Source organism: Pseudomonas sp. Teo4, from assembly GCF_034387475.1.
GTDB lineage: Bacteria > Pseudomonadota > Gammaproteobacteria > Pseudomonadales > Pseudomonadaceae > Aquipseudomonas.
The window spans coordinates 195,266-217,078 of sequence record NZ_JAXCIL010000002.1 but is presented as its reverse complement, the minus strand read 5'-3'; the positions used below and the strand labels follow the sequence as shown (position 1 = coordinate 217,078).

Annotated in this window: 21 protein-coding genes and 1 tRNA gene; 13 read left to right on the top strand and 9 right to left on the bottom strand. The window is 63.0% G+C overall.

From position 1 onward, the window contains the following. Window positions 1-243 precede the first annotated feature (243 nt). From PspTeo4_RS17375 to PspTeo4_RS17360, 4 genes are all read left to right on the top strand, one after another. Window positions 244-1,032 (top strand): energy transducer TonB, encoded by a 789-nt coding sequence (locus PspTeo4_RS17375; RefSeq protein ID WP_322365146.1) that lies wholly within the window; start codon window positions 244-246, stop codon window positions 1,030-1,032. Beyond that, a complete protein-coding gene (gene rimI, locus PspTeo4_RS17370) occupies window positions 1,029-1,484 on the top strand; it encodes a ribosomal protein S18-alanine N-acetyltransferase (protein WP_322365144.1) in 456 nt (151 codons plus the stop codon). Before PspTeo4_RS17375 ends, rimI begins: the two co-directional genes overlap by 4 nt. Window positions 1,485-1,536: 52 nt before the next feature. After that, entirely contained in the window at window positions 1,537-2,175 is a 639-nt protein-coding gene (gene can, locus PspTeo4_RS17365; protein ID WP_322365142.1) for a carbonate dehydratase, read from the top strand. Between the two features lie 109 nt (window positions 2,176-2,284). Then, a complete protein-coding gene (locus PspTeo4_RS17360) occupies window positions 2,285-2,860 on the top strand; it encodes a D-Ala-D-Ala carboxypeptidase family metallohydrolase (RefSeq protein WP_322366882.1) in 576 nt (191 codons plus the stop codon). On the opposite strand, the gene PspTeo4_RS17355 is transcribed toward PspTeo4_RS17360, so the two are convergent. Next, the gene (locus PspTeo4_RS17355; protein WP_322365141.1) at window positions 2,800-3,705 is read right to left on the bottom strand and encodes a LysR family transcriptional regulator; all 906 of its coding nucleotides are present in this window, start codon (window positions 3,703-3,705) and stop codon (window positions 2,800-2,802) included. The two genes, PspTeo4_RS17360 and PspTeo4_RS17355, sit on opposite strands and share 61 nt — an antisense overlap. 102 nt (window positions 3,706-3,807) lie before the next feature. Further along, window positions 3,808-5,165, bottom strand: a protein-coding gene (locus PspTeo4_RS17350; RefSeq protein ID WP_322362364.1) for an IS3 family transposase whose coding sequence is annotated in 2 segments (ribosomal slippage) — window positions 3,808-4,697 and window positions 4,697-5,165 — 1,359 coding nt in all. Because the reading frame shifts where the segments join, the coding sequence is not laid out codon by codon here. A 317-nt stretch (window positions 5,166-5,482) separates the two neighbouring features. Between PspTeo4_RS17350 and PspTeo4_RS17345 the strand changes: the two genes are divergently transcribed. Continuing rightward, window positions 5,483-6,094 (top strand): LysE family translocator, encoded by a 612-nt coding sequence (locus PspTeo4_RS17345; RefSeq protein WP_322365139.1) that lies wholly within the window; start codon window positions 5,483-5,485, stop codon window positions 6,092-6,094. A 61-nt stretch (window positions 6,095-6,155) separates the two neighbouring features. Here the strand turns inward: PspTeo4_RS17345 and PspTeo4_RS17340 are convergent. Beyond that, window positions 6,156-6,232: transfer RNA gene (locus PspTeo4_RS17340), tRNA-Met, on the bottom strand. Window positions 6,233-6,327: 95 nt separating this feature from the next. After that, window positions 6,328-7,260 (bottom strand): FecR family protein, encoded by a 933-nt coding sequence (locus tag PspTeo4_RS17335; RefSeq protein WP_322365137.1) that lies wholly within the window; start codon window positions 7,258-7,260, stop codon window positions 6,328-6,330. A 181-nt stretch (window positions 7,261-7,441) separates the two neighbouring features. Between PspTeo4_RS17335 and PspTeo4_RS17330 the strand changes: the two genes are divergently transcribed. From PspTeo4_RS17330 to PspTeo4_RS17320, 3 genes are all read left to right on the top strand, one after another. Then, window positions 7,442-8,656, top strand: coding sequence for an MFS transporter (locus PspTeo4_RS17330; RefSeq protein ID WP_322365135.1), 1,215 nt, complete (start codon window positions 7,442-7,444; stop codon window positions 8,654-8,656). A gap of 178 nt (window positions 8,657-8,834) precedes the next feature. Beyond that, the gene (locus PspTeo4_RS17325; RefSeq protein ID WP_176512188.1) at window positions 8,835-8,978 is read left to right on the top strand and encodes a hypothetical protein; all 144 of its coding nucleotides are present in this window, start codon (window positions 8,835-8,837) and stop codon (window positions 8,976-8,978) included. An 84-nt stretch (window positions 8,979-9,062) separates the two neighbouring features. After that, window positions 9,063-10,223 carry an MFS transporter gene (locus tag PspTeo4_RS17320; protein WP_322365132.1) on the top strand — a complete coding sequence of 387 codons (1,161 nt, stop codon included), beginning with the start codon at window positions 9,063-9,065 and terminating at the stop codon, window positions 10,221-10,223. 6 nt (window positions 10,224-10,229) lie between these two features. Here the strand turns inward: PspTeo4_RS17320 and PspTeo4_RS17315 are convergent, their stop codons facing one another. Beyond that, window positions 10,230-11,186 (bottom strand): FecR domain-containing protein, encoded by a 957-nt coding sequence (locus PspTeo4_RS17315; protein ID WP_322365130.1) that lies wholly within the window; start codon window positions 11,184-11,186, stop codon window positions 10,230-10,232. After that, entirely contained in the window at window positions 11,173-11,688 is a 516-nt protein-coding gene (locus PspTeo4_RS17310; RefSeq protein WP_322365129.1) for a sigma-70 family RNA polymerase sigma factor, read from the bottom strand. Before PspTeo4_RS17310 ends, PspTeo4_RS17315 begins: the two co-directional genes overlap by 14 nt. 174 nt (window positions 11,689-11,862) lie before the next feature. Here PspTeo4_RS17310 and PspTeo4_RS17305 point away from each other — a divergent pair, with 174 nt between their 5' ends. From PspTeo4_RS17305 to PspTeo4_RS17295, 3 genes are all read left to right on the top strand, one after another. Further along, the gene (locus PspTeo4_RS17305) at window positions 11,863-12,489 is read left to right on the top strand and encodes a DNA-3-methyladenine glycosylase (protein WP_322365128.1); all 627 of its coding nucleotides are present in this window, start codon (window positions 11,863-11,865) and stop codon (window positions 12,487-12,489) included. A gap of 262 nt (window positions 12,490-12,751) precedes the next feature. Beyond that, window positions 12,752-13,810: a bifunctional DNA-binding transcriptional regulator/O6-methylguanine-DNA methyltransferase Ada gene (gene ada / locus PspTeo4_RS17300; protein ID WP_322365127.1), complete on the top strand. Its 1,059-nt coding sequence runs from the start codon at window positions 12,752-12,754 to the stop codon at window positions 13,808-13,810. Between the two features lie 56 nt (window positions 13,811-13,866). Further along, window positions 13,867-16,269, top strand: coding sequence for a DUF3772 domain-containing protein (locus tag PspTeo4_RS17295; protein ID WP_322365126.1), 2,403 nt, complete (start codon window positions 13,867-13,869; stop codon window positions 16,267-16,269). A 198-nt stretch (window positions 16,270-16,467) separates the two neighbouring features. Here the strand turns inward: PspTeo4_RS17295 and PspTeo4_RS17290 are convergent, their stop codons facing one another. Continuing rightward, window positions 16,468-17,685: a DUF3422 domain-containing protein gene (locus tag PspTeo4_RS17290; RefSeq protein WP_322365125.1), complete on the bottom strand. Its 1,218-nt coding sequence runs from the start codon at window positions 17,683-17,685 to the stop codon at window positions 16,468-16,470. Window positions 17,686-17,907: 222 nt separating this feature from the next. On the opposite strand from PspTeo4_RS17290, the gene PspTeo4_RS17285 reads away from it, so the two are divergent. Further along, window positions 17,908-18,198 (top strand): DUF1778 domain-containing protein, encoded by a 291-nt coding sequence (locus PspTeo4_RS17285; protein WP_322365124.1) that lies wholly within the window; start codon window positions 17,908-17,910, stop codon window positions 18,196-18,198. After that, window positions 18,156-18,677 (top strand): hypothetical protein, encoded by a 522-nt coding sequence (locus tag PspTeo4_RS17280; protein WP_322365123.1) that lies wholly within the window; start codon window positions 18,156-18,158, stop codon window positions 18,675-18,677. Before PspTeo4_RS17285 ends, PspTeo4_RS17280 begins: the two co-directional genes overlap by 43 nt. 131 nt (window positions 18,678-18,808) lie before the next feature. On the opposite strand, the gene PspTeo4_RS17275 is transcribed toward PspTeo4_RS17280, so the two are convergent. Together PspTeo4_RS17275 and PspTeo4_RS17270 are read right to left on the bottom strand one after the other, a co-directional pair. After that, a complete protein-coding gene (locus tag PspTeo4_RS17275) occupies window positions 18,809-20,239 on the bottom strand; it encodes an aldehyde dehydrogenase family protein (RefSeq protein ID WP_322365122.1) in 1,431 nt (476 codons plus the stop codon). A 13-nt stretch (window positions 20,240-20,252) separates the two neighbouring features. Next, window positions 20,253-21,752, bottom strand: a complete 1,500-nt coding sequence (locus PspTeo4_RS17270; RefSeq protein WP_322365121.1) for a purine-cytosine permease family protein — start codon at window positions 21,750-21,752, stop codon at window positions 20,253-20,255. Between the last annotated feature and the right edge of the window lie 61 nt (window positions 21,753-21,813).

Below are 21,813 nucleotides of genomic sequence, written 5' to 3'. Positions count from 1 at the left end.
GTTTACGGCCAATAACGTCTGTGGCAGACGCGCGCGACCGCCTTGCTTGTACGACTCAATATCGAGTCGTGCACCAAGGCGGTCGCGCGCAAATCGCGCAGGCATAACTGGCCCGAAACAAACGTAGGAGCGAGCCTTGCTCGCGATGCGCCGCGCGGGCGGCGCTCGATCTCACAGGCCCTGCAAAAACTAAGGCATACACGTTAGAATACTCAGCTGTTTTCACCCCCGGACACCCGCGCCTTGCTCACCGAACCCCGCCGCCGCGCCTATCTTTCCGCCATGCAAGTGGTGCACTGGCTGCCGCGTGCCGAACTGCCGTTCGCCGCCCCGTCGCGCCCCGAGCTGCTGCTGCCGCAGGTGCCGGTCGAGGAAGTCGAATTCGAGGTCAGGCCATCCGCGCCCGTCGCCAACGAAGCGCCGGTCACGCCACAGGCCCGCTCGGGCGAACGGCCGAAAATCGAAATCCCGCGCCCGGGCAGTGCACCCAAGCCCGCTGCCAAGCCGGCAGAGGCAGAGGAAGCCGCCCCTGCGCCGCGTCCGGCCCCGGTGCCGCCGCCACGTTTCGCGCTGCAGCTGCTGCGCGCTGGCAGTTGTCTGCTGCTGGTCGAGCTGGCCACCGGCCAGCCTTTCCAGAGTCGCGATCCGTCCTACCTGCTGCTCAAGGACATGCTGCGCGCTGCCGGCCTGCCCGATGCTCCGCAGATCATCGGCGAACCGGTACGCTGGCCGCTGCTGGTGCGCGGCAATATGGACCAGGGCCCGGATGCCGCCCGCGATTTCGTTCAGGGCTTCATCCAGGCACGCCTGGAAGAAGCGCCGTGCACCTGCCTGTGGCTGGTTGGCCTGCCGGCGCTGCGCTTTGCCGGCAATGTCGACGGCGAGGCCTATTACCAAGTACTGAAGGTCGAGGGCCTGGGCGATGCCTGGGCCTTGCCAGGCCTTGAACTGTTGATGGACGAGCCGCAGCGCAAGGCGGACGTCTGGCAAGCGATGCGCCAGCTGATGGCGCGCTGGAAGAGCGTTGAATGAGTAACTCGATCAGCTTCCGCCCGATGACCGAGGCGGATCTGGATGCCGTGCTTAAGATCGAATATGCCGCGTTCAGTCATCCCTGGACCCGTGGGATCTTTCAGGATGCGCTCAAATCGTACGAGGTCTGGCTGATGTTCGACGGCCAGCAGCAAGTCGGCCACGGGGTGATCAATGTGATCATCGACGAGGCGCACCTGCTCAACATTACCGTCAAGCCCGAGAACCAGGGGTGTGGCCTGGGGCTGCGCCTGCTGGAGCACCTGATGGCGCGTGCCTATCAGCTCAACGGCCGCGAATGCTTCCTGGAAGTGCGTGCCAGCAACCAGTCGGCCTATCGTTTGTACGAGCGTTACGGATTCAACGAAATCGGCCGACGCCGGGACTATTACCCGGTCGCGGGTGGCCGCGAAGATGCCCTGGTGATGGCCTGCACCTTGCTCGAAGAGTGACCTTTCGGGTGGCGGGTCGGTCACACGGGCAACCCCTGATGAGGCAACGACCATGCATGACCTGCAGGAACTGATCGATAACAACGCCCGCTGGGCCGACGCCATCAACCAGCGCGACCCGGACTTCTTCGCCAAATTGGCGCGTCAACAGACCCCGGAGTTTCTCTGGATCGGCTGCTCCGATGCCCGCGTGCCGGCCAACGAGATCGTCGGCATGTTGCCGGGCGACCTGTTCGTGCACCGCAATGTGGCCAACGTGGTGCTGCACACCGACCTCAACTGCCTGTCGGTGATCCAGTATGCGGTCGAGGTGCTCAAGGTGCGCCATATCCTGGTGACCGGCCACTACGGTTGCGGTGGCGTGCGTGCGGCCATGCAGGACCGTCAGTTGGGCCTGATCGACGGTTGGCTGCGGTCGATTCGCGATCTGTATTACGAGAAGCGTGGCGAGCTGGCCAAGCTCGATAGCGAAGAAGCCAAGGTCGACCGAATGTGCGAGCTGAACGTGATCCAGCAGGTGGCCAACGTCGCCCATACCAGCATCGTCCAGAATGCCTGGCACCGGGGGCAGGAGCTGTCGGTGCATGGCTGTATCTATGGCATCAAGGATGGCCGCTGGAAAAGCCTGGACACCACCATCAGCGGGTTTGCCCAGCTGCCGCCGCAGTACCGGTTGCGGCCGTTGGAATAAACTCACTGGAGCGTTGTGGAGCAGGGGGCTGCTTTGCAGCCCATCGCAGGCTGGCGCCAGCTCCCACGATGGGGGTCGGCTTGCCAGTGAGGGGGTGGGAATGAAAAGCATGAAGTGGGTGCTGGTGGCGGCCGTGGCAACCATTGCCAGCGCCAGCCAGGCCGATGAGCGCGACCTGTGGATGTTCGCCCAGTGGGCCGGGGACCATCAGACTCGGCCGTTTCGCGAGATGCTGGTGGACGCCCGCTTGTACGGCGTCGTCCCGATCGCCCAGTTGCTGCGTTCGGCCTCGGATTGGCGTATGTGCCGGGCATCGCCTTTTGCGGTACCGCCAGCCAGCAACTGGCCGGCTGTGCGCTCCACTCTGTCGTTACTCAAGACACTCGATCAGCAGGGCATCCTGCGCCAGTACGAGGTGGTCTCGGCCTACCGGGACCCAAGCCTGAACGCCTGCGCGGGCGGCGCCGTGGGCAGTGCGCATACCCGTGCTTTCGCGGTCGATGTCCTGTTGCCGCGCTGGGCCGACCCTCAACCGCTATGCCGTTTCTGGCAACAGCACGGTCAGAGCTGGAACATGGGGCTGGGGCGTTATCCGACCGGGCGTATTCACATCGATACCGCTGGCTACCGCACTTGGGGTGGAGATGGTCGTGCCGGTTCGTCGTTCTGCACCAAGCCCAATTGAGTCAGGCAGCCATGGCACTCGTCGATCACCCATTGCGCGAAACGTTGGCGTTTGCCGCCATCGTCGAGCGGATGTGGGCTGAGCAGGTGGTAGGCAGAGCCGTCGCGCAGAAAGCCAAAGGGGGCTTTCAGCTGTCCGCTGTCGAGCTCGTCACGCACCATCAGGGCTGAAGCGATGGCCAGGCCCAAGCCTGCGCTGGCGGCCTGGATCGACAGGTAGAAATGTTCGTAGTCGCTGCGTTCGGTGTGCCTGATTGGCCGGCCGCTCAGGCGCAGCCAGGTTGGCCAGGCGCCAGGGCGAGTGCTGCTGTGCAGAAGACGCTGGCTTTCGGTAGCGGTGGGGCGGCCTACCGGGCCGATCCACTCATCACAGATTTTCACGCTATGCAGCGCGTGCTCCCAGTGGAAGTCGTCACGGCGCAATGCCAGGTCGATGCCGCTGCGGTCGAAATCCAGCGGGCCACCGGCTGCGACCAGGTGGAGTTGCAGGTCGGGGTGGGCGGCGTGAAAGCGTGGTAAGCGCGGGATCAGCCAGCGCATGGCGATGGTGGGTTCGCAGGAAAGTACCAGTACGTTGTTGTCTTCCTGCTGCAGGCGCTGCAGTGCATGTTCGAGCTGTTCGAAGATGGCCTGGGTGGTGCCATGCAGCTCGCGGCCTGCGGGCGTGAGGAAGATGGCCCGGTTGCGGCGTTCGAACAGCTCTACGCCAAGGCTTTCTTCCAGCAGGCGCACCTGGCGGCTGACGGCGCCGTGGGTGACGTGCAGGCGTTCGGCAGCGCGTACGAAGTTTTCCGTTTCGGCGGCGATGTCGAAGTAGCGCAATGTGTTGAGTGGCGGCAGTTTCATGTTTGTCGTCTTGTCTGTACCGGCCTCATCGCCGGCAAGCCAGCTCCCACAGGTACTGCAGTGATCTCAAGATCTGGACTGCCCCCCAAAAGTTGGACAGTTTCAGCCAGTGACCTGAGTCCTGTAATCGACAGGGCTCAGGCCATTGAGCTTCAGTTTGATCCGGTCATGGTTGTAGTAATGGATGTACTCTTCCAGACCTGCCTTCAGCTCCTCAACACTCTCAAATCGCTTCAGATAAAAAAATTCAGCCTTGAGTGTGCCGAAGAAGCTTTCCATAGCTGCATTGTCCAGGCAATTGCCCTTGCGAGACATGCTTTGCTTTACGCCACGTTCATTGAGCTTGTGGCGGTATTGAGCTTGCTGGTAGTGCCAGCCTTGATCAGAGTGGATCACTAGCTTGGGCTTTTCTCCCAAGCGATTGAGAGCTTTCTCCAACATATTTCCAACCAAGCTATAGCTGGGCCGGCTGGCCGTTTCATAGGCAATGATTTCTCCGTTGTACAAGTCCAACACTGGCGACAGATAGAGCTTTTGCTGAGCTACCTTGAACTCAGTGACATCGGTTACCCATTTCTGGTTAGGTCGCTGAGCGATGAAATTGCGTTCCAGCAGATTCTTGGCCACTTTGCCGACGCACCCCCGGTAGGAGCGGTATTTTTTCGGGCGCACCACAGATTTCAGGCCGAGCCGAGCCATTAGCCGTTCGATAACTTTTTTGTTGACCAGGGTCCCTTGGCTTCTGATCGCCAACGCCACACGCCGATAGCCGTACAGCCCCCTCTCCTTGTGATAAACGCGCTGCACCAACTCGTTGAGCGCGGCATGCTTGTCCGGCTTCTGCTGGCTTTTGATCTGGTAATAGAACGTGCTGCGCGCCAGGCCTACTAATTCCAGAAGGTCTGGTAACGGAAATCTGCGTTTGAGTTGGGAGACAATCAGGGCTTTTTCGCCCGTGTTCGCTCCTTTTCCTCTCGCAGCGCTTTGAGCTCCTTTAGGACAGCGTTCTCCATGCGCAGGTATTCGAGTTCAGCCATCAGCTGTTCTCGGGATTTCTCCGTGTCGTTGGAGTCCGTGGGTTTGGCTGGCTTGATTCTCTTGGCCACGTTGGTCGGCTTTCTCTGTTGAATAGCTGTCAGGACGGTAGGGCTGCCACTGTAGTATTGCCGCTGCCAGATGCCTACCTGAGAAGATTGCCCTAAACCAAAATGTGCCGCCGTTTGGCGCATCGAAAGCCGATGCTCCAGCATGTACTGCAACACCTGCCGCTTGAAGTCATCGCTGTAGCGCTGTCCGTGTGATCGCGGGCCAAGACCTGCACTGGCCTGATGGCTCGCCACCCACCGTCTCAACAGACTGACATCGAGCCCGAAATGCCTGGCCACCTTTCGGAAACCATCACTGCCAGTTAGGTAGGTCGTGATTGCAGCGAGCTTGAACTGCTCGGTGTACTTGCCCATAGATCCCCCAAGGGTTGGATTTGTGTCCAACTTCTTGGGGGCAGTCCAATCTGCGCGGTCCATGTGGGAGCAACTGTATTGCGCTGCCTGTGCCGGCCTCATCGCTGGCAAGCCAGCTCCCACAGGTACGGCAGTGATCTCAAGGTCTGCGCGGTCCATGTGGGAGCCGGCTTGCCGGCGATGAGGCCGGTACTGGCAATACACCTTTGTGAAAAAAACTGACAGATAAGCCCTACTATAAATCGATTTTTCGCGGTTAACAGGCCATCGATAATTCGCGCATCTGTGCAATTCCATCGTCTATCGAGAGCCTTCCCGTGACCGAACTCATCGCTGTAGCACTGTTTACCCTTCTCGCCGTCATCAGTCCCGGTGCCGATTTCGCCATGGTCACCCGAAGCAGTTATGCACAAGGCCGCAAGGCGGGGCTGGCCGCTGCAGTGGGCATTGCCCTGGGCGTGCAGGTACATGTGTTGTACACGGTGCTGGGCATCGCGGTGATCATCAGCCACAGCCCAACGTTGTTTGTGGGCATGAAGGTGCTGGGGGCGGGGTACTTGATCTATCTGGGTTACCAGTCGTTGATCAACACCCGCCGTATCCGCCTCGAAGGCGATGGCACCCGTGCCGGCGTGTTGCAGGCACTGCGCACGGGTTTCCTGACCAATGCCTTCAACCCCAAGACCATGCTGTTCGTGATCAGCGCCTACACCCAGGTCGTGCAGCCGGGCAGCCCACTGCTGCTGGATTTCGCCTATGGCGCATTCATGTCGTTCGCCCACTGGGCCTGGTTCAGCCTGGTGGCGGTATTCTTTTCCAGTGCGAGCTTGCGCAGGGCGATGATCGAGCGTCAGCGGGTGGTCGACCGACTGATAGGTGTGGCGCTGATCGGGCTGGGATTGGCGGTTGCCATTAGCGGTGTGCGCTGAGAGGGTATTTATTGCAGGCAAAGAAAAAGGGCCTACCTTGCGGTAAGCCCTTTGACTTGTTTGGTGGCTACACAGGGACTTGAACCCCGGACCCCAGCATTATGAATGCTATGCTCTAACCAACTGAGCTATGTAGCCGATGGCGCGCATTATTCCCTTGTGATGACCCTGTGTCAACACTCATTTCAAAAAAAATTTGCACGCTTTCAAAAACTTAGCCGCAAAGCCCGGTTTCAGCGGACGATAAGCCAGTGGCCAAGCAGGCCGTTGAGCTTCAATTGCTGCTCGGTGGCAAGTTTATCCAGGCTTTCACCAGCCCGGTCGAGGCTGAAGTCACCACTGACATGCCGATAGGCGGTCTGCTGATCCATCAGCCAGACCCGTTTGCCCTGGTAGCCGGCCAGGCGTTCCAGAACCTGGCCAAGTGGCATGTCGGTAACGCGCAAGTCACCGTTACGCCAGGCCGAGGCGCGGTTGATGTCGATTTTCTGCACGGCATCTATGCGTGCTTCGTTGAAGGTCACGCGCTCGCCCGCCGAGACCATGCGTTGATCCCCACCCTGAATGACCAGGGCCTTGCCGTTGATCACCACCAGCTCGTCGTGGTCTGCATGGCGCGCAACCATCAGGCGGCTGCCGTACACCTGGATGCGTGCGTCGTCGACCTGCAACTCCATGGCCCGGCCATCGAGCATCACTTCAAGGTAGACCTGGCCCTGCACCAGATGCAGTTGGCGGGTGCGGCTGCGCAGGTCGACGTTCATCGCACTGGCGCTATCCAGGTGCAGAGTCGAGCCATCGGCCAGGCGCACACTGCGGCGTTCGCCGACCTCAGTGTGCAATTCGCTGCCCCAGCGTTGCATCAGCGGCCAATACAGGTACACCAACGCACCGAGCAGCAACAGGAACAGCAACGCCATGACTTTGCCCAAGTGACTACGGCGGGGCTTTACCTGTTGCGGGCGTGGACGTGCCGGCGGCGGTTGCAACTGCTGCCAGAAGGCTTCGAGTTCAGCGTAGGCATGGGCGTTGAGCGGGTCCTGGCACCAGATCGCGAAGGCGCGGCGTTCGACATCGTCACAGCCCGGCTGGCGCATGCGCGAGAACCACTCCAGCGCTTCTTGCTGGGCATCGGGCTGGATCTGCTGGGCGGGCATGGGGCTCATGGTGTCGGTCAGCTCGTGAAGAGGGCGGTTTCGCCCAGCGACAACGGGAATGTAGGCTGAGGATACTAAATATATTGAGAACCATTTACAAGTACATGGCGACAAGGTGATAAAAAGGTAGCTATGTATCTATTTGTTTTCCGATAATCGGATCCCAACCTGCCGACGGAGACACCAGTTCATGGCCACCAGCAGTGCCCCAACCGCCTCAGCCAGCGGCTCGGCTACCCAAGCCAACCCGCTGGTGATGCGCATCATCGCCTTCTGCGCCCTGGCGCACCTGATCAACGACTTGATCCAGTCGGTGTTGCCGGCGATCTACCCGATGCTCAAGGCCAACTACAACCTGAGCTTTGCCCAGATCGGCCTGATCACCCTGACGTTCCAGATCACCGCGTCGTTGCTGCAACCTTGGGTTGGTTTCTTCACCGACCGCAGGCCGACGCCAAACCTGTTGCCGATGGGCACGGTGTGTACCTTGGTGGGCATCGTCATGCTGGCGTTCGTCGGCAGCTTCCCGATGATTCTGCTGGCTTCGGCGCTGGTGGGTATCGGCTCGTCGACCTTCCACCCGGAAACTTCGCGAATCGCTCGCTTGGCCTCGGGCGGGCGTTTTGGCCTGGCCCAGTCGACCTTCCAGGTCGGTGGCAACGCAGGCTCGGCATTCGGCCCGTTGCTGGCGGCGGCCATCGTGATTCCCTTCGGCCAGAGCCACGTTGCCTGGTTCGGCCTGGCGGGGCTGTTCTTCTTCGCGGTCACCTTGATGCTGCGTCGTTGGTACAAGGAGCATCTCAACCAGGCCAAGGCGCGCAAGGCGGTGCAGGCGACCCATGGCATCTCGCGCCAGCGGGTGATCGCGGCGTTGATCGTGCTCGGCCTGCTGGTGTTCTCCAAGTACTTCTACATGGCCAGCTTCACCAGTTACTTCACCTTCTACCTGATCGAGAAGTTCGACCTGTCGGTGGCCAGCTCGCAACTGCATCTGTTCCTGCTCCTTGGCGCCGTGGCCGCCGGCACCTTCTTTGGCGGGCCGATCGGCGACCGTATCGGGCGCAAGGCGGTGATCTGGTTCTCGATTCTTGGTGTGGCGCCGTTCACCCTGGCGCTGCCCTATGCGGACCTGTTCTGGACCACGGTGCTGAGCGTGGTGATCGGCTTCATCCTGGCGTCGGCGTTCTCGGCCATTGTGGTGTATGCGCAGGAACTGGTGCCGGGCAGCGTGGGCATGATCGCCGGGGTGTTCTTCGGGCTGATGTTCGGCTTTGGCGGCATTGGCGCGGCGCTGCTGGGGTATGTGGCGGACTTGCGTGGTATCGAGTATGTGTATGGCGTTTGCTCGTACCTGCCGTTGTTTGGGTTGTTGGCGGTGTTTTTGCCGAATACCGGTAAGCGTTGAGAGTATTGGGGCTGCTTGGCAGCCCAATCGCCGGCAAGCCGGCTCCCACATGGACCGCGCAGATCTTGAGATCATTGCAGTACCTGTGGGAGCTGGCTTGCCGACATTTGACGACCAAGCCTGCCTTGGCCTAGAGTGCCGCCTCTTTTTTCGACACACCTGCGTAGTAGTCAAAGCAATGCGCCGTACCCAAAGCCTCCCTCACGCCCGCCAGCCTGCCCTCCAGGCCATGCGTCGCGCGTGGCCGAGCGATACGGTACTCAAGCGTCGGCGCAGTGTGCTGTTCGCCTTCACCTTCTCGCCACACCTTGCCCTGAACTGACCCGCGCCCCTGCGCCGTCCACCGTCCCGGTGTGCGCCTGGGCGCCTGCGTTTGCGCGTCTTTTCGGTTTGCTAGGAGTGGTACATGAACATGCGTTTGCTGGTGGGCCTGTTGTTCGCCGTTTCGGTGGTGGGCTTCAGCCTGGGGGCCAGCCTGCCGCTGGTGTCGTTGCGTCTGCATGAGGCAGGTGCCGGAACACTGGAAATCGGCATCATCTCGGCCATTCCCGCCGCAGGCATGATGCTCTCGGCCTTCATGGTCGATGCCTGCTGCCGGCTGCTGACCCGGCGCACCATCTACCTGCTGTGCTTCAGCCTGTGCGCGGTCAGCATCGCCTTGCTCGAACCTGCCTTCGCGTCAATGTGGCAACTGGCGTTGCTGCGCCTGGCGCTGGGCGTCGGCATGGGCATCGCGATCATCCTGGGCGAATCGTGGGTCAACGAACTGTGCCCGGACCACAACCGCGGCAAGATCATGGCCCTGTACGCCACCAGCTTCACCGGTTTTCAGGTGCTGGGCCCGGCGATGCTGGCGGTCATCGGTGCCAACAGCCCGTGGATCACCGGTGTGGTCACCGCCTGTTATGGCCTGGCCTTGCTGTGCATTCTGTTCACCGTGCCCAACGACCATGTCGAACATGGCGACGAGGGTGAGAAAAGCTTCGGTTTGGCGGGGTTCTTCCGCGTTGCGCCGGCCCTGTGCGTGGCGGTGCTGTTCTTCTCGTTCTTCGATGCCGTGGTGCTGTCGCTGCTGCCGGTGTATGCCACCAGCCATGGTTTTGCCGTGGGCGTGGCGGCGCTGATGGTCACGGTGGTGTTCGCCGGCGACATGGTCTTCCAGCTGCCGCTGGGCTGGCTGGCCGACCGGGTCGAGCGTACCGGGCTGCATCTGGTGTGCGGATTGGTGGCGATGTCGATCGGTATCGCGCTGCCGTGGTTGCTGCAGATGACCTGGTTGCTGTGGCCGCTGCTGGTGGTGCTGGGCGCGGTGGCGGGGGGCATCTATACCCTGGCACTGGTGCTGATCGGGCAGCGCTTCAAGGGGCAGGACCTGGTAACGGCCAATGCCAGCGTGGGCTTGCTGTGGGGTGTTGGCAGCCTGGTTGGGCCGTTGGTCAGTGGCGCGGCCATGGATGTGGCGCCGCACGGCTTGCCGATGGCGCTGGCGCTGATGGCCGGGCTGTTCGTGTGCTTTGCCCGGCAGTCGTATCGGCGGGTGGGCAAGTTGCGGGCGGTTGCGGACTGAGGGTATTCAAACGGCGCCGATGCTGACCCAGTAGCGGGTGCGGTAGTCGACCCGCACCGGCAGGCTGCGCGCCAGCAACAGCAGGATTTGCTCGGTGTCCGCCAGCTGGTAGGTGCCGGACACTTTCAGGCCTGCCACTTCCGGTGCACAGCGCAGCACTCCCGGGCGATAACGCGACAGTTCGGCGACGAACTCGCCAAGCGGCATCTGCTGCACGCTGAGCACGCCATCGGTCCAGCCCCATGGGTCGGCGTGCAGGGTCGCGGGGTGGTAGCTGCCAGCGGGGGACACTTGCAGCACCTCGCCAGGCTCAACCCGGCGCGCTGCGCTCGAAGACGGGAACAGCGTGACTTCGCCGCTGCGCACCGCCAGCAGCAGGCCCTGGCCGTTCTCGCGCAGCAACAGGTGCCCGTCGCGGGTGCTCAAGGCGCCGACATGGGTGTCGAGCTGGTACGGGCGATTGTCATCGGCGTTGCAAGCCAGGCTGACTTCGCCGCGCACCAGCCTCAGCTCGCGCTGTGTGCTGCTGTAGCGCAGGTCGATGGCGCTGGCGGTGTTGAGCTGAATACGGCTGCCGTCGCTGCCTTGCAGTTGGCGGCGTTCGCCGGTGCCGGTGTGTGTGTCGGCCAGCAGTGCCGGCAAGCCCAGCGGTTCATGGGCCGCCCAGCCCAGGCTGCCACCCACCGCCAGCACGCCCAAAAGCTTGAGATGGTCGCGGCGGCTGGTGCGCTGACGCTGGCGGCCCTCCAGGGTTCGGCGGCTCAGCTCGCTGGGCAGGCCGGCCAGCTCGTCGCTGAGGTTGCTCACCCGCTCCCAGGCGCGCTCGTTGTGCGGGTGGCTGGCCAGCCACTGCTCGAATTGCTGCCGGGTGCGCGGGGAGGGCGTGTCGAAGCGCAGTCGCACCAGCCAATCGATGGCCTGGTCGACCTGGGCCTGAGCCGGGGCGTTGTCAGAGGTCGGCATAGCGTAACCGGTAGCAGACGCCCAGGGCCGTGGCCAGGTCGCGTTCGATGGTGGCGCGCGATACGTCAAGGCGCAGGGCGATCTGGGTGATGCTCAGGCCATCGAGCTGAGCCAGCAGAAAGGCCTGCCGAGCTCGGGGTTTGAGCTGGTGCAGGGCGCGGTCGAGGCGTTCGAGGGTATCGAGGATGACGAGCCGGTGTTCTTCGCTGGGTACTTCAGCTTCTGGCAGGTTGCCCAGGCTTTCCATGTAGGCCCGTTCCAGGGCGCGGCGGCGGAACTGGTCGATCATCAGGCCGCGGGCGATACTGCTGAGGTAGGCGCGGGGTTCCTTCAGCGGTGAAACCTGGCGGGCACGCAGCAGGCGCACGAAGGTGTCCTGAGCCAGGTCGGCGGCGTGCTCATGGCAACCAACCCGGTTGCGCAACCAACCGCGAAGCCAGGCATGGTGGGACTGATACAGTTGAGCGACCTCGGTCGGCTTGAGCGTGTCGTTCATCTGCATCGTGACGAAGGCCTGGTTCCGTGAAGTGCATGCGATTGTTAATAGTTCTCAATTCTATGCGGGGAGCCGGGCGCGGGGCAATGGTATGCCAAGAATTAGCCGCGCAAGATCCGGCGTTTCCCCGATGAACGGTTGAACTAAGCTGGACCTGCACTGGACCCTCTGGAGCCCCTGATGATCCTGGCCGATCTTTCGCCTGAAGCCTTCCGCGAGGCCACCGACTACCTGGCCGCGCTCGACCCTGACTGGGCGCGACATATTGCCGCGACCGGGCCGTGCCTGCACCAGGCCACGCCCGAGCGCGAGCCCTACGAGGCGTTGGTACGGGCCATTGCCTACCAGCAGCTGCATGCCCGCGCTGCCGAAGCGATTCTTGCGCGGTTGCTCGCGTTGTTTCCCGACGTGGCGTTTCCTGAGCCGGCGCAATTGTTGGCGACCACGCCTGAAACCATGCGTGCGTGCGGTTTTTCCGCCAGCAAGCTGGCGACCATTCATGGCATCGCGCAGGCCAGCCTGGAGGGCGTGATACCCAGCCGACAGGAAGCGCTGAGCTTGGCGGATGAGGTGTTGATCGAGCGGCTGGTCGCCTTGCGCGGCGTGGGGCGCTGGACGGTGGAAATGTTGCTGATCTATTGCCTGGAGCGCTCGGACATCCTGCCGGTGGACGACTTCGGCGTGCGCGAGGGGTACCGTCGGCTCAAAGGTCTGGAAAAAGCACCGACCCCCGCACAGCTGCGTTCGCTTGGCGGTGGCTGGAGCCCCTATCGGACGGTGGCGTCGTGGTACCTGTGGCGGGCATGAAAGCCCATCGTCATGGTTCGTCGCCACAACGAGCCGGCTCTCATGGAGCGATGCGCAACTCCTGAGTCAGTAGGGAAAATGTGGGAGCCGGCTTGCCGGCGATCACCGGCGAAGCCGGTGCCAGACACCGCGTCGCCTGTATCGCCGGCAAGCCGGCTCCCACATGGGGCGCGTCGACCTCAAGGTCATCGCTGTGCCTGTGGGCGCTGGCTTGCCGTGGCGACGAACCGCGGCGATAAGGCAGGAACTGACAGAGGTAACCATGAACCCTTACACCACTGATACCCAACGCTGGCAGGCCGTACAAAGCCGCGACAGCAACGCCGCCGAGCATTTCGTCTACGCCGTGCGCACCACCAAGGTGTACTGCCGACCTGGCTGCAAGTCGCGCATGGCCAAGCGTGAGAACGTCGAGTTCTTCAACGATGCCGCTGCTGCTGAAGCCGCCGGCTACCGGGCTTGTCGTCGCTGCTCAGCCGACAACACCCGCACCGTGGCCCGTCGCACCCGTCTGGTTGCCCAAGCTTGCCGCCTGATCGAGGCCGGTGACAGTGCAGCCAACCTCGACCAACTCGCTGCGCAACTGGCCGTCAGCCCGTTTCACCTGCATCGCCTGTTCAAGGCCGAGACCGGCCTTACCCCCAAGGCCTATTCCTCGGCGTACCGTGCCCGTGCGCTGCGCGAACAGCTGGGTGATGAGCAACGCTCGGTGACCGAGGCCATTTACCAGGCCGGCTACAACTCCAACAGCCGCTTCTACGAAAGCGCCGGCCAGCGCCTTGGCATGCTGCCCAAGGCCTACAAGGCTGGTGGTGCGGGCGCGACCATCCGCTTTGCAGTGGGGGAGTGTTCGCTGGGGGCGATTCTGGTGGCGCAGAGCGAGAAGGGTATTTGCGCGATTCTGTTGGGCGATGACCCTGAGGCGCTGCTGCAAGACCTGCAAGACCAATTCCCCAAGGCCCACCTGGTGGGGGGCGACGCTGAATTCGAGCGTCTGGTCGCTGAAGTGGTCGGATTTGTCGAAGCCCCCGCCCTGGGCCTGGCGTTACCCCTGGACGTCCAGGGCACGGCTTTTCAGGAACGGGTCTGGCAGGCCCTGCGCGAAGTTCCGGCGGGCAGCCGGGTCAGCTACACCGACATCGCCGAACGCATTGGCGCGCCCAAGGCCGTGCGCGCGGTGGCCCAAGCCTGCGCGGCCAACCACATTGCAGTGGCCATTCCGTGCCACCGGGTGGTGCGCCGCGACGGTGATATCAGCGGTTACCGTTGGGGGGTCGAGCGCAAGGTTCAACTATTGGAGCGAGAAACGGCACTCTCCTGATTGCCTCGAGCAGCGTAGAATTCCCCGCCAAATTGCGTTGTGAAGAGGAATTTTCGATGAGGCGTGTCAGCCTTGCCCGTTATTGCCTGGGCGTACTTGCCCTGATGATGGCGCTGGCCACCCCGGCCTGGTCGGCACCGGCCACGCCGGTTTCGAACCTGGCTGCAGGCGAATTGCCTGTGCTGGCGGAAGACGCCAGCCTTGAACAGTTGAACGAACGGCTCGATTTCATTCGCCAGGGCGTGACCAGCAATGCCAACGATGACCTGCTGTCGCAGTTGCGCCAAGCCGCCATCCAGGTGCAGCGTCAGGCCGATGCGCTGAGCTCGCAACGGACCGCCGATGTGCAGAAGCTGGATGATCAGCTCAAGGTCATCGGCCCCGTGCAACCCGACGAAGCCCAGAGCCTGACCCAACAGCGCAAGCAGCTTGAAGCCGAACACAAGGCAGTGCTGGCCGAGCAGGAGCAGGCCACCAAGCTGACCCAGTCGGCCCGTGACCTGTCCACGCAAATCGTCAACCTGCGTCGCAGCCAGTTCAACTCGCAGGTCACCAGCCGCGCCGCCAGCCCACTGAGCCCGGCCTTCTGGCAAACGCTGATCCGCCCCACCGAAGAGGATGTGCTGCGCCTGCGTGACCTGCGTAGCGAAGCGTCCGACGCAGTGGCCAGTGCATTCAGTGCCGACCACCGCTGGTTGTTCATCACCAGCCTGGTGGCCGCGATTCTGGTCTGGACGCTGGTTCGTCGATTGATCGAGCGTCTGCTTGCCGATGCCATGGTCCGTTGGTTGCCTGAAGGTCGCCTGCGTCGCAGTGCACTGGCCTTGAGCGTGAGTCTGGCCACCCTCGGCACCATCGCCGGTTCCGTCTCGCTACTGCGCTGGGGCCTGGAAAGCAGTGCCGAGCTGGGCTCGGACCTGGCCAGCCTGACCAATCACATTCTCACTCTGGTGGTGTTCAGCGCCTTCATTTCAGGGCTGGGCCGCGCCATGCTGATGCTGCAACGCCCCTCCTGGCGCTTGCCGCCGATTCACGACGAAGTTGCCAGTGCCCTGGGTTGGTTCCCCAAGCTGCTGGCCTTGGCACTGATGGTGCTGTTGACCCAGGAGCGCATCAACAGTGTGATCGGCTCCAGCCTGGCGCTGACCGTGGCCACCAATGGCCTGACTGCGCTGGTGGTGGCGTTGATCTTCTCGGCAGCGCTGCTGCGTTACCGTCGCACCCTGCGCACGCACAAGCTGGAGCGCCCGACGGGCCTGGCCGGGCTGATTCCGTTCGTGATCGTGGTGTGGGTCGGTCTGATTCTGCTGACGCTGCTCGCAGGCTACCTGACCCTGGCCTACTTCCTTACGGCCAAGTTGCTGTGGATCAGCGTGGTGGCCACCTGCGCTTACCTGCTGACCACCTTCCTGGGTGACCTCTGCGAAACCTTGCTGTCGCCACGCCAGCCAGGCGGCCTGGCCCTGGCCTCGGCGCTGGGCCTGGCGCCGCGTCACCAGGCCCAGGCCAGCACGGTGCTGGCCGGTATCGGCCGCACGGCGCTGCTGTTCCTGGCGTTGTTGCTGGCGCTGATGCCGTCTGGGACCAGCCCGGGCGAGCTGCTGATGAGCCTGGGCGACTGGGACGGCACGGGCGGCAAGGTGCTGGGCAACCTGAACATCGTGCCGCAGGACATCCTGCTGGCGTTGGTGATGTTCTTCGGCGGCCTGTTCGCTATTCGGGTGGTCAAACGCTGGCTGAGCGAGCGCCTGTTGCCGGAAACCGACATGGACGCCGGCATGCGCGCATCCCTGGTGACCTTGGTCGGTTACCTGGGCTTCCTGTTCCTGGCCATGCTGGTGATGTCGACCCTGCGTATCAACCTGACCAGCCTGACCTGGGTGGTCAGTGCCTTGTCGGTCGGTATCGGTTTCGGCTTGCAGCAGATCGTGCAGAACTTCATCTCAGGCCTGATCCTGCTCACCGAGCGCCCGGTCAAGGTGGGGGACTGGGTCAGCCTGGCCGGGGTCGAGGGTGATATCCGCCGCATCAACGTGCGCGCCACCGAGATCCAGATGTCTGACCGTTCCACGGTGATCGTGCCCAACTCGCAGTTCATTTCGCAGAACGTGCGCAACGTGACCATGGGCAATGCCTTGGGTGTGGTCGGCATCACCCTGACCCTGCCGCTGGAAACCGATGCCAGCCACGTGCGCGAGCTGTTGCTGGCGGCTTATCACGAGCATGAGGCGATTCTGGATGCGCCGGCCAGCTCGGTGACCTTCAAGGACCTTACCGCCAGCGGTATGGTGATCGCGGTCAGTGGCTATGTGGCGGGGCCGCGGCAGGTGTCCGGTACGCGCAGTGATCTGCTGTTCACCATCCTTGGCCGCTTGCGTGACGAGGGGATTCCCCTGTCTTCGCCGCAGAGCATGGTGCTGGTGCAGGAAGGGGCGCGTCCGGCTGACGAGTCGGTGTGAGGGCTGGGGCCGCTACGCGGCCCAATCGCCGGCAAGCCAGCTCCCACATGGACCGCGACGATCTTGAGATCACTGCAGTTCCTGTAGGAGCCGGCTTGCCGGCGATGACGCCGGTACAGCCAACACAAGACTGTTGCTCCCACATGGACCGCGCTGACTTTGCAGTACCTGTTGGAGCCGGCGCTGAAGTCATTGAATTCAATGCTGCTTGGCCCGCCTGATTCTCATCAGAATCACCAGCAGCACCAACAATGCCGGAGGCGCCATGCCCAGCAGCGCCTCCCGCGCCGTCAACCCGGCGCCCAGCACATTCAGCCCGCCATACAGCAGCTTGAACAGGTTCAGCAGGTAGTAGGTGATGGCGATGATCGACAGCCCCTCCACCGCCCGCTGAATCTTTACCTGGGCATCAGCCCGGGCATTGAGGCTGCGCAGAATCTCGGCGTTCTGCTCTTCCATTTCCACCTGTACTCGCGCTTGCAGCAAATCGCCCAGGTTGGCGACGTTCTTGGCCAGTTGTTCCAGGCGTTGCTCGGTCGCCGCGCAGTAACGCACGGTCGGCTTGAAGCGGCGTTCGATGAACACCCCCAGCCGTTGGCAGTCACCCACATGGGTTTCGCGCAATTCGCCCAGGCGTTCGAACACCAGTTGCGCGTAGGCCTGGGTGGCGCCGAAGCGGTGGCGGTTCTTCACCGTGCGGCTGACCACCTGGCGTGACAGGTGGGCGATGGCATCGAGCAATGACTTGGAGTCACGTTGGTCGCCACTGGCGCTGCGTTCGGACAGGCTCACCAGGGTTTTGTCGAATGCATCCAGTTCCTGGCCCAGGGCCTTGGCCGTGGTCAGGGTCAATGACGCCATCATGCGGTACGTCTCGATCTCCAGCAGGCGACGGATCATTCGCCCCTGGCGGTAAGCATTGAGCCGGCGGTTGATGAACAGGAAGCGGTTGGTGCCGTCCTCGGTCAGGCGAAAATCGCTCCACACCACCGCATCGCCACCGCCGACGCAGGAGCCGGCAGGGTCCTTGAAGCCATAGCGCGGCAGGTCGAGGTCGTTGTCGTCGCGTACCAGCACTTGCACGGAGTTGATGACCTTGTCGGCATGTGGAGCGATGGCTTCGGCCAGTGCCGCTGGCAGGGTTTTCCAGTCGGTGTTCGCCGACGCGCAAGGCACCACCAGGGTCAGGGTGAAGAACTCGGCGTGCCGTTCCCATTTGAACGGGTGGCCGTCCAGGCGTGTGATGCCCTGGGCTGCTTCGGTGTCGCTGGCGTGCGGGCAGCAACGGCGCAACAGCGCGGCGCAGGCCTCATCGCCGCCGAGCACGGCCAGGTGGAAGACATGGGCCGGCTCGTCGAAATACAGCGACGGACGAGCGTGCAGTTCGTTGTGCAAGGTGGCGCGTTGAGGGTGCATGGGTGGTCCGGCCTGGTGTTGTGATTGTGGGGGTACCAGGGAGTGGGACTTTGCCGCAGGGTTGGAAAGTCACGTGCACAACCTCTGATCGGTAAAGATGCGACCGTTCGTAACGCAGATGGATTTACAGCTATACATATGCGTTACAGTTTTGTAGCCTCTTGGCATGTCGACAGAATGGGTCGATTCAATTGCCCGCGTGGAACGGGCGAGGAGTCATCAATGAGTGCAGTGCCGTCAAGGGATCGCAGCAAAGCGGTTCCATTGAACATGCGGGTCGCCGAGCACCGGCGGGACCTGATCGACGCAGCCGTGGAAATCGTCGGGGGAGATCGCACGAGTTTTGTGCTGGAAGCTGCGTGCAAACGTGCCGAGGAAGTGCTGATGGAGCGACGTTTGTTCCTGCTCGATGACCAAGCCTTCGACACGTTCACGCAAGCACTGGAAGACAATCCCATCAGGAGTAACGAATGCGTGAAGAAGCTGTTGGCAAGGCCCAAGCGCTGGAGTTGAGCGCTCCGCAGATACTGAACATGTCTCACGACTTGAGCTGTTTCGACTGTGGCGAGGCGTCGATCAACAGTTATCTGTGGGAAAAGGCCCTGAAGGCTCAGCAAGGCAAGCACGCTGTGGTGTATGTCACCTGCTTCAAGGGCAGCAATAGCGTTGCCGGCTTCTACACATTATCGAATGGGTCGGTGGCTCGCGCTCATGGCGTACCGGCAAGGCTGCGCCGTAATGCCCCCGATGACCTGCCTGTGATCATACTTGGGCGCATGGGCGTTACCCGGCAAGCTGCCGGGCAGGGGGTGGCAACAGACCTGTTGCAAGACGCGATCGAGAGGTCGCTGGTGGCGTCGGAAATGGTCGGTTGCGTTGCAATGATCGTTCATCCGCTCACCGAGCGGCTGGAGCAGTTCTATGCCAAGTATGCAGGCTTCCGGCTGTGTCCAGAGCTTTCGCCAAAAACGATGATGATGTCTCTTCGGTGATGTGTCGCTTTTGCCGGCCTGTTCGCCGGCAAGCCGGCCCCTAAAGGTATTGCAGTGATTTCAAGGGCAGCGCGGTTCTTGTGGGAGCCGGCTTGCCGGCGATTGGGCCGCGTAGCGGCCCCTTGCCTTGATCAACCCAGGCAGCGCGTCACATGCTTGACCGACAGATACCCTGACAACCCCCAAGGCCCAAGCTCCCGGCCGATCCCGCTGCCCTTGGTGCCACCCCAGGACGTCTCGACGAACACTGCCTGCACCGAGTTGATCCACACATGCCCGACTTCCAGCGCATCGGCCACGCGCTCGGCGCGTTCCAGGTCGGCGGAGCACACGGTAGCGACCAGGCCAAAACGGCTGTCGTTGGCTTCGGCAATCGCTTGCGCTTCAGTCGAGAAACGGCGTGCACAAAGCACTGGGCCAAAGATTTCCTCGGTCCACAGGCGGCTGTCCGTCGGCACCTCGGTGTACAGCGTGGGGCTCACGAACCAACCGTCGCGATCCAGTGCCTTGCCGCCAGCCAGGCACTGCAAACCTTCTTCGCGCGCCGTGGCGAAGTAGCTGGCCACTTTCAGCCATTGCGCCTGGCTGGTCAGCGGACCCATGTCCACTTCTTCGGTCAGCGGGTTGCCGACGCGCAGTTTTTCCAAGGCTTGCTGCAGACGCGGCAGCAGCGCATCGGCGATACCGTCCTGCACCAGCAAGCGCGAAGTGGCCGAACACATCTGCCCGGCATTCCAGGTAATGCCGGCGACGATCCATTCCACCGCCTGGTCGACATCGCAATCATCGAACACCACGATGGCCGACTTGCCACCCAGCTCCAGGGTCACCGGCCGGCACTGCGCCGAAGCACTGCGCATCACTTGGCTGCCGACACTGTTGCTGCCGGTGAACGACAGCTTGTCCAGGCCGTTGTGGCCGCTTAAGGCGGCGCCGGTTTCGGCCTTGCCGTTGACGATGTTCAGTACACCGGCAGGCAGGCCCAGGGTATCGGCGATCTGGCCGTAGGCCTGTTCGATCAGCGGCGTTACCTCCGAAGGCTTGAGCACCACGGTGCAGCCAGCGGCCAGGGCCGGGGCGAGCTTCCAGGCGCTGGTCACCAAGGGGAAGTTCCACGGCACGATCAGGCCCACCACGCCCACCGGCTCCAGGCGCGTGCGGGCGGTGAAGCCGGGCGCGGCCAGGGGCACGTCGCGGTTCTTTTCCGGCAACTGCTCGGCGAGGTCGGCGTAGTAGGCGAAGGTGGCCACGGCGTCGTCCAGATCGATTTCGGCCTCGTGACGTGGCTTGCCGTTGTTGCGCATCTGCAAGCCGATCAGTTCTTCACGGCGTTGGCCGAGCTGCTCGGCAAAGCCGCGCAGGTAGGCCGCGCGCGCGCTGGCATTGACGCTTTTCCAGGCAGGCAGGGCCTGGCGGGCGGCTGCCACCGCCTGGTCGACCTGGGCCACGCTGGCCGCCATCAACTCGGCGAACGGCTGGCCGAGCGAAGGGTCGTTGACGGTGATGCAGTCGCTGCCCTGGCCTTCGACCCAGCGGCCAGCGATGTAGTGGGAATGGGTCATGGTCGGACTCCGGTCAGGCCATTTCGGCAGTGGTTACGGGCAGGTGCGGGGCGCTTTTGCAGCGCACCCAGCGTGGGCCATTCGGGCCGTACACGCCTGCAGGTTCAGGGAACAGGTTGAGCAGAATGAGGTACAGCACGCCGGCCAGGCCCAGGGTGACTGGCAGGCTCAGGTCGATGCCGCCGGCCAGGTCGCCCAGCGGGCCAACGAACTGACCAGGCAGGTTGACGAAGCACAGGCCCACCGCCGCGCTTGGGATCCATGCACCCATGCCACGCCAGTTCCAGCCGTGCAGGAACCAGTAGTGGCCGCCACGTTGGCCGCGGGTGAACACCTGCAGGTCATCGGCGTGGTAGAAGCCGCGGCGGGTGATCAGGCCGAGGATCATGATCACCATCCAGGGGCTGGTGCAGGTGATGATCAGCACGGCGAAGGTCGACACGCTCTGCACCAGGTTGAAGGTGAAGCGGCCGATGAAGATGAAACCGATCGCCAGAACACCGATCAGCAGTGTCGCAGCGGCGCGGCTGAGCAGGCGCGGGAACACGCTGGACATGTCCAGGCCGGTGCCGTACAGCGCGGTGGTGCCAGTGGACATGCCGCCGATCACGGCAATCAGGCACACCGGCAGGAAGAACCAGCTGGGCGAGATCGCCAGCAGGCCGCCGACGTAGTTGTTGGCAGCGATGTAGTCCGGCGCCTGGCTGGCTACCAGGGTGGCGGTGCACAGGCCGAACAGGAACGGGATCAGTGTTGCGACCTGGGCAGCGATGACCGCCAGCATGATGCGTGCCTTGGGCGTTTCGCGCGGGATGTAGCGCGACCAGTCGCCCAGGAAGGCGCCGAACGACACCGGGTTGCTCATGGCCAGAATCGCCGCGCCGACGAAGGCTGCCCAGAAACCGGCCTGGCCAAGGTTGACGGTACCGGCAAAGCCCGCGTCGAACGGCCCGGCGAAGGCGAAGATACCCAGCAGGAACAGCAGGCTCGACGCCCACACGGCGATCTTGTTCACCCACAGCATGAAGCGGAAACCGAAGATGCACACCACCAGCACCAGCACGGCGAACAAGCCGTAGGCCAGGCCCAGGGTGAGGTCGGTCTCCGGCAACCCGACCAGGCGTTTGGCGCCACCCACCAGGGCGTCACCGGAACTCCACACCGACAGCGAGAAGAACGCGACCGCCGTGAGCAGCGAGAGGAACGAACCGACGATGCGCCCGTGCACGCCGAAGTGCGCGCCCGACGACACCGCATTGTTGGTGCCGTTGAGCGCGCCGAACAGGCCCATGGGTGCGAGGATCAGCGCCCCGACGCCGACGCCCAGCAGAATCGCCCAGACCCCGGCCTGGAACGACAGCCCGAACAGCACCGGGAAGCTGCCTAGTACGGCGGTGGCGAACGTGTTGGCGCCGCCGAAAATCAGGCGGAACAGGTCCAGTGGGGAAGCGTCGCGTTGATCGTTGGGGATCTGTTCGACGCCATTGGTCTCGATACCGGTCGAGTGGCTCATGGTGATGCTCCAGCGCGGTTGTTGTAGGTCGGCGCGGTGCGCGGACCCTCTTGTGGGTGCG

Excerpts from the sequence above, each read along its gene's own strand:
- PspTeo4_RS17285 (WP_322365124.1), top strand. The coding sequence starts at position 17,908 with ATGAGTGCAGTGCCGTCAAGGGATCGCAGCAAAGCGGTTCCATTGAAC.
- PspTeo4_RS17290 (WP_322365125.1), bottom strand. The coding sequence starts at position 17,685 with ATGCACCCTCAACGCGCCACCTTGCACAACGAACTGCACGCTCGTCCG.
- PspTeo4_RS17295 (WP_322365126.1), top strand. The coding sequence starts at position 13,867 with ATGAGGCGTGTCAGCCTTGCCCGTTATTGCCTGGGCGTACTTGCCCTG.
- PspTeo4_RS17270 (WP_322365121.1), bottom strand. The coding sequence starts at position 21,752 with ATGAGCCACTCGACCGGTATCGAGACCAATGGCGTCGAACAGATCCCC.
- PspTeo4_RS17280 (WP_322365123.1), top strand. The coding sequence starts at position 18,156 with ATGCGTGAAGAAGCTGTTGGCAAGGCCCAAGCGCTGGAGTTGAGCGCT.
- PspTeo4_RS17330 (WP_322365135.1), top strand. The coding sequence starts at position 7,442 with ATGGCCACCAGCAGTGCCCCAACCGCCTCAGCCAGCGGCTCGGCTACC.
- can (WP_322365142.1), top strand. The coding sequence starts at position 1,537 with ATGCATGACCTGCAGGAACTGATCGATAACAACGCCCGCTGGGCCGAC.
- PspTeo4_RS17325 (WP_176512188.1), top strand. The coding sequence starts at position 8,835 with ATGCGCCGTACCCAAAGCCTCCCTCACGCCCGCCAGCCTGCCCTCCAG.
- PspTeo4_RS17355 (WP_322365141.1), bottom strand. The coding sequence starts at position 3,705 with ATGAAACTGCCGCCACTCAACACATTGCGCTACTTCGACATCGCCGCC.
- rimI (WP_322365144.1), top strand. The coding sequence starts at position 1,029 with ATGAGTAACTCGATCAGCTTCCGCCCGATGACCGAGGCGGATCTGGAT.
- PspTeo4_RS17310 (WP_322365129.1), bottom strand. The coding sequence starts at position 11,688 with ATGCAGATGAACGACACGCTCAAGCCGACCGAGGTCGCTCAACTGTAT.
- PspTeo4_RS17320 (WP_322365132.1), top strand. The coding sequence starts at position 9,063 with ATGAACATGCGTTTGCTGGTGGGCCTGTTGTTCGCCGTTTCGGTGGTG.
- PspTeo4_RS17360 (WP_322366882.1), top strand. The coding sequence starts at position 2,285 with ATGAAGTGGGTGCTGGTGGCGGCCGTGGCAACCATTGCCAGCGCCAGC.
- PspTeo4_RS17315 (WP_322365130.1), bottom strand. The coding sequence starts at position 11,186 with ATGCCGACCTCTGACAACGCCCCGGCTCAGGCCCAGGTCGACCAGGCC.
- PspTeo4_RS17275 (WP_322365122.1), bottom strand. The coding sequence starts at position 20,239 with ATGACCCATTCCCACTACATCGCTGGCCGCTGGGTCGAAGGCCAGGGC.
- PspTeo4_RS17335 (WP_322365137.1), bottom strand. The coding sequence starts at position 7,260 with ATGAGCCCCATGCCCGCCCAGCAGATCCAGCCCGATGCCCAGCAAGAA.
- ada (WP_322365127.1), top strand. The coding sequence starts at position 12,752 with ATGAACCCTTACACCACTGATACCCAACGCTGGCAGGCCGTACAAAGC.
- PspTeo4_RS17305 (WP_322365128.1), top strand. The coding sequence starts at position 11,863 with ATGATCCTGGCCGATCTTTCGCCTGAAGCCTTCCGCGAGGCCACCGAC.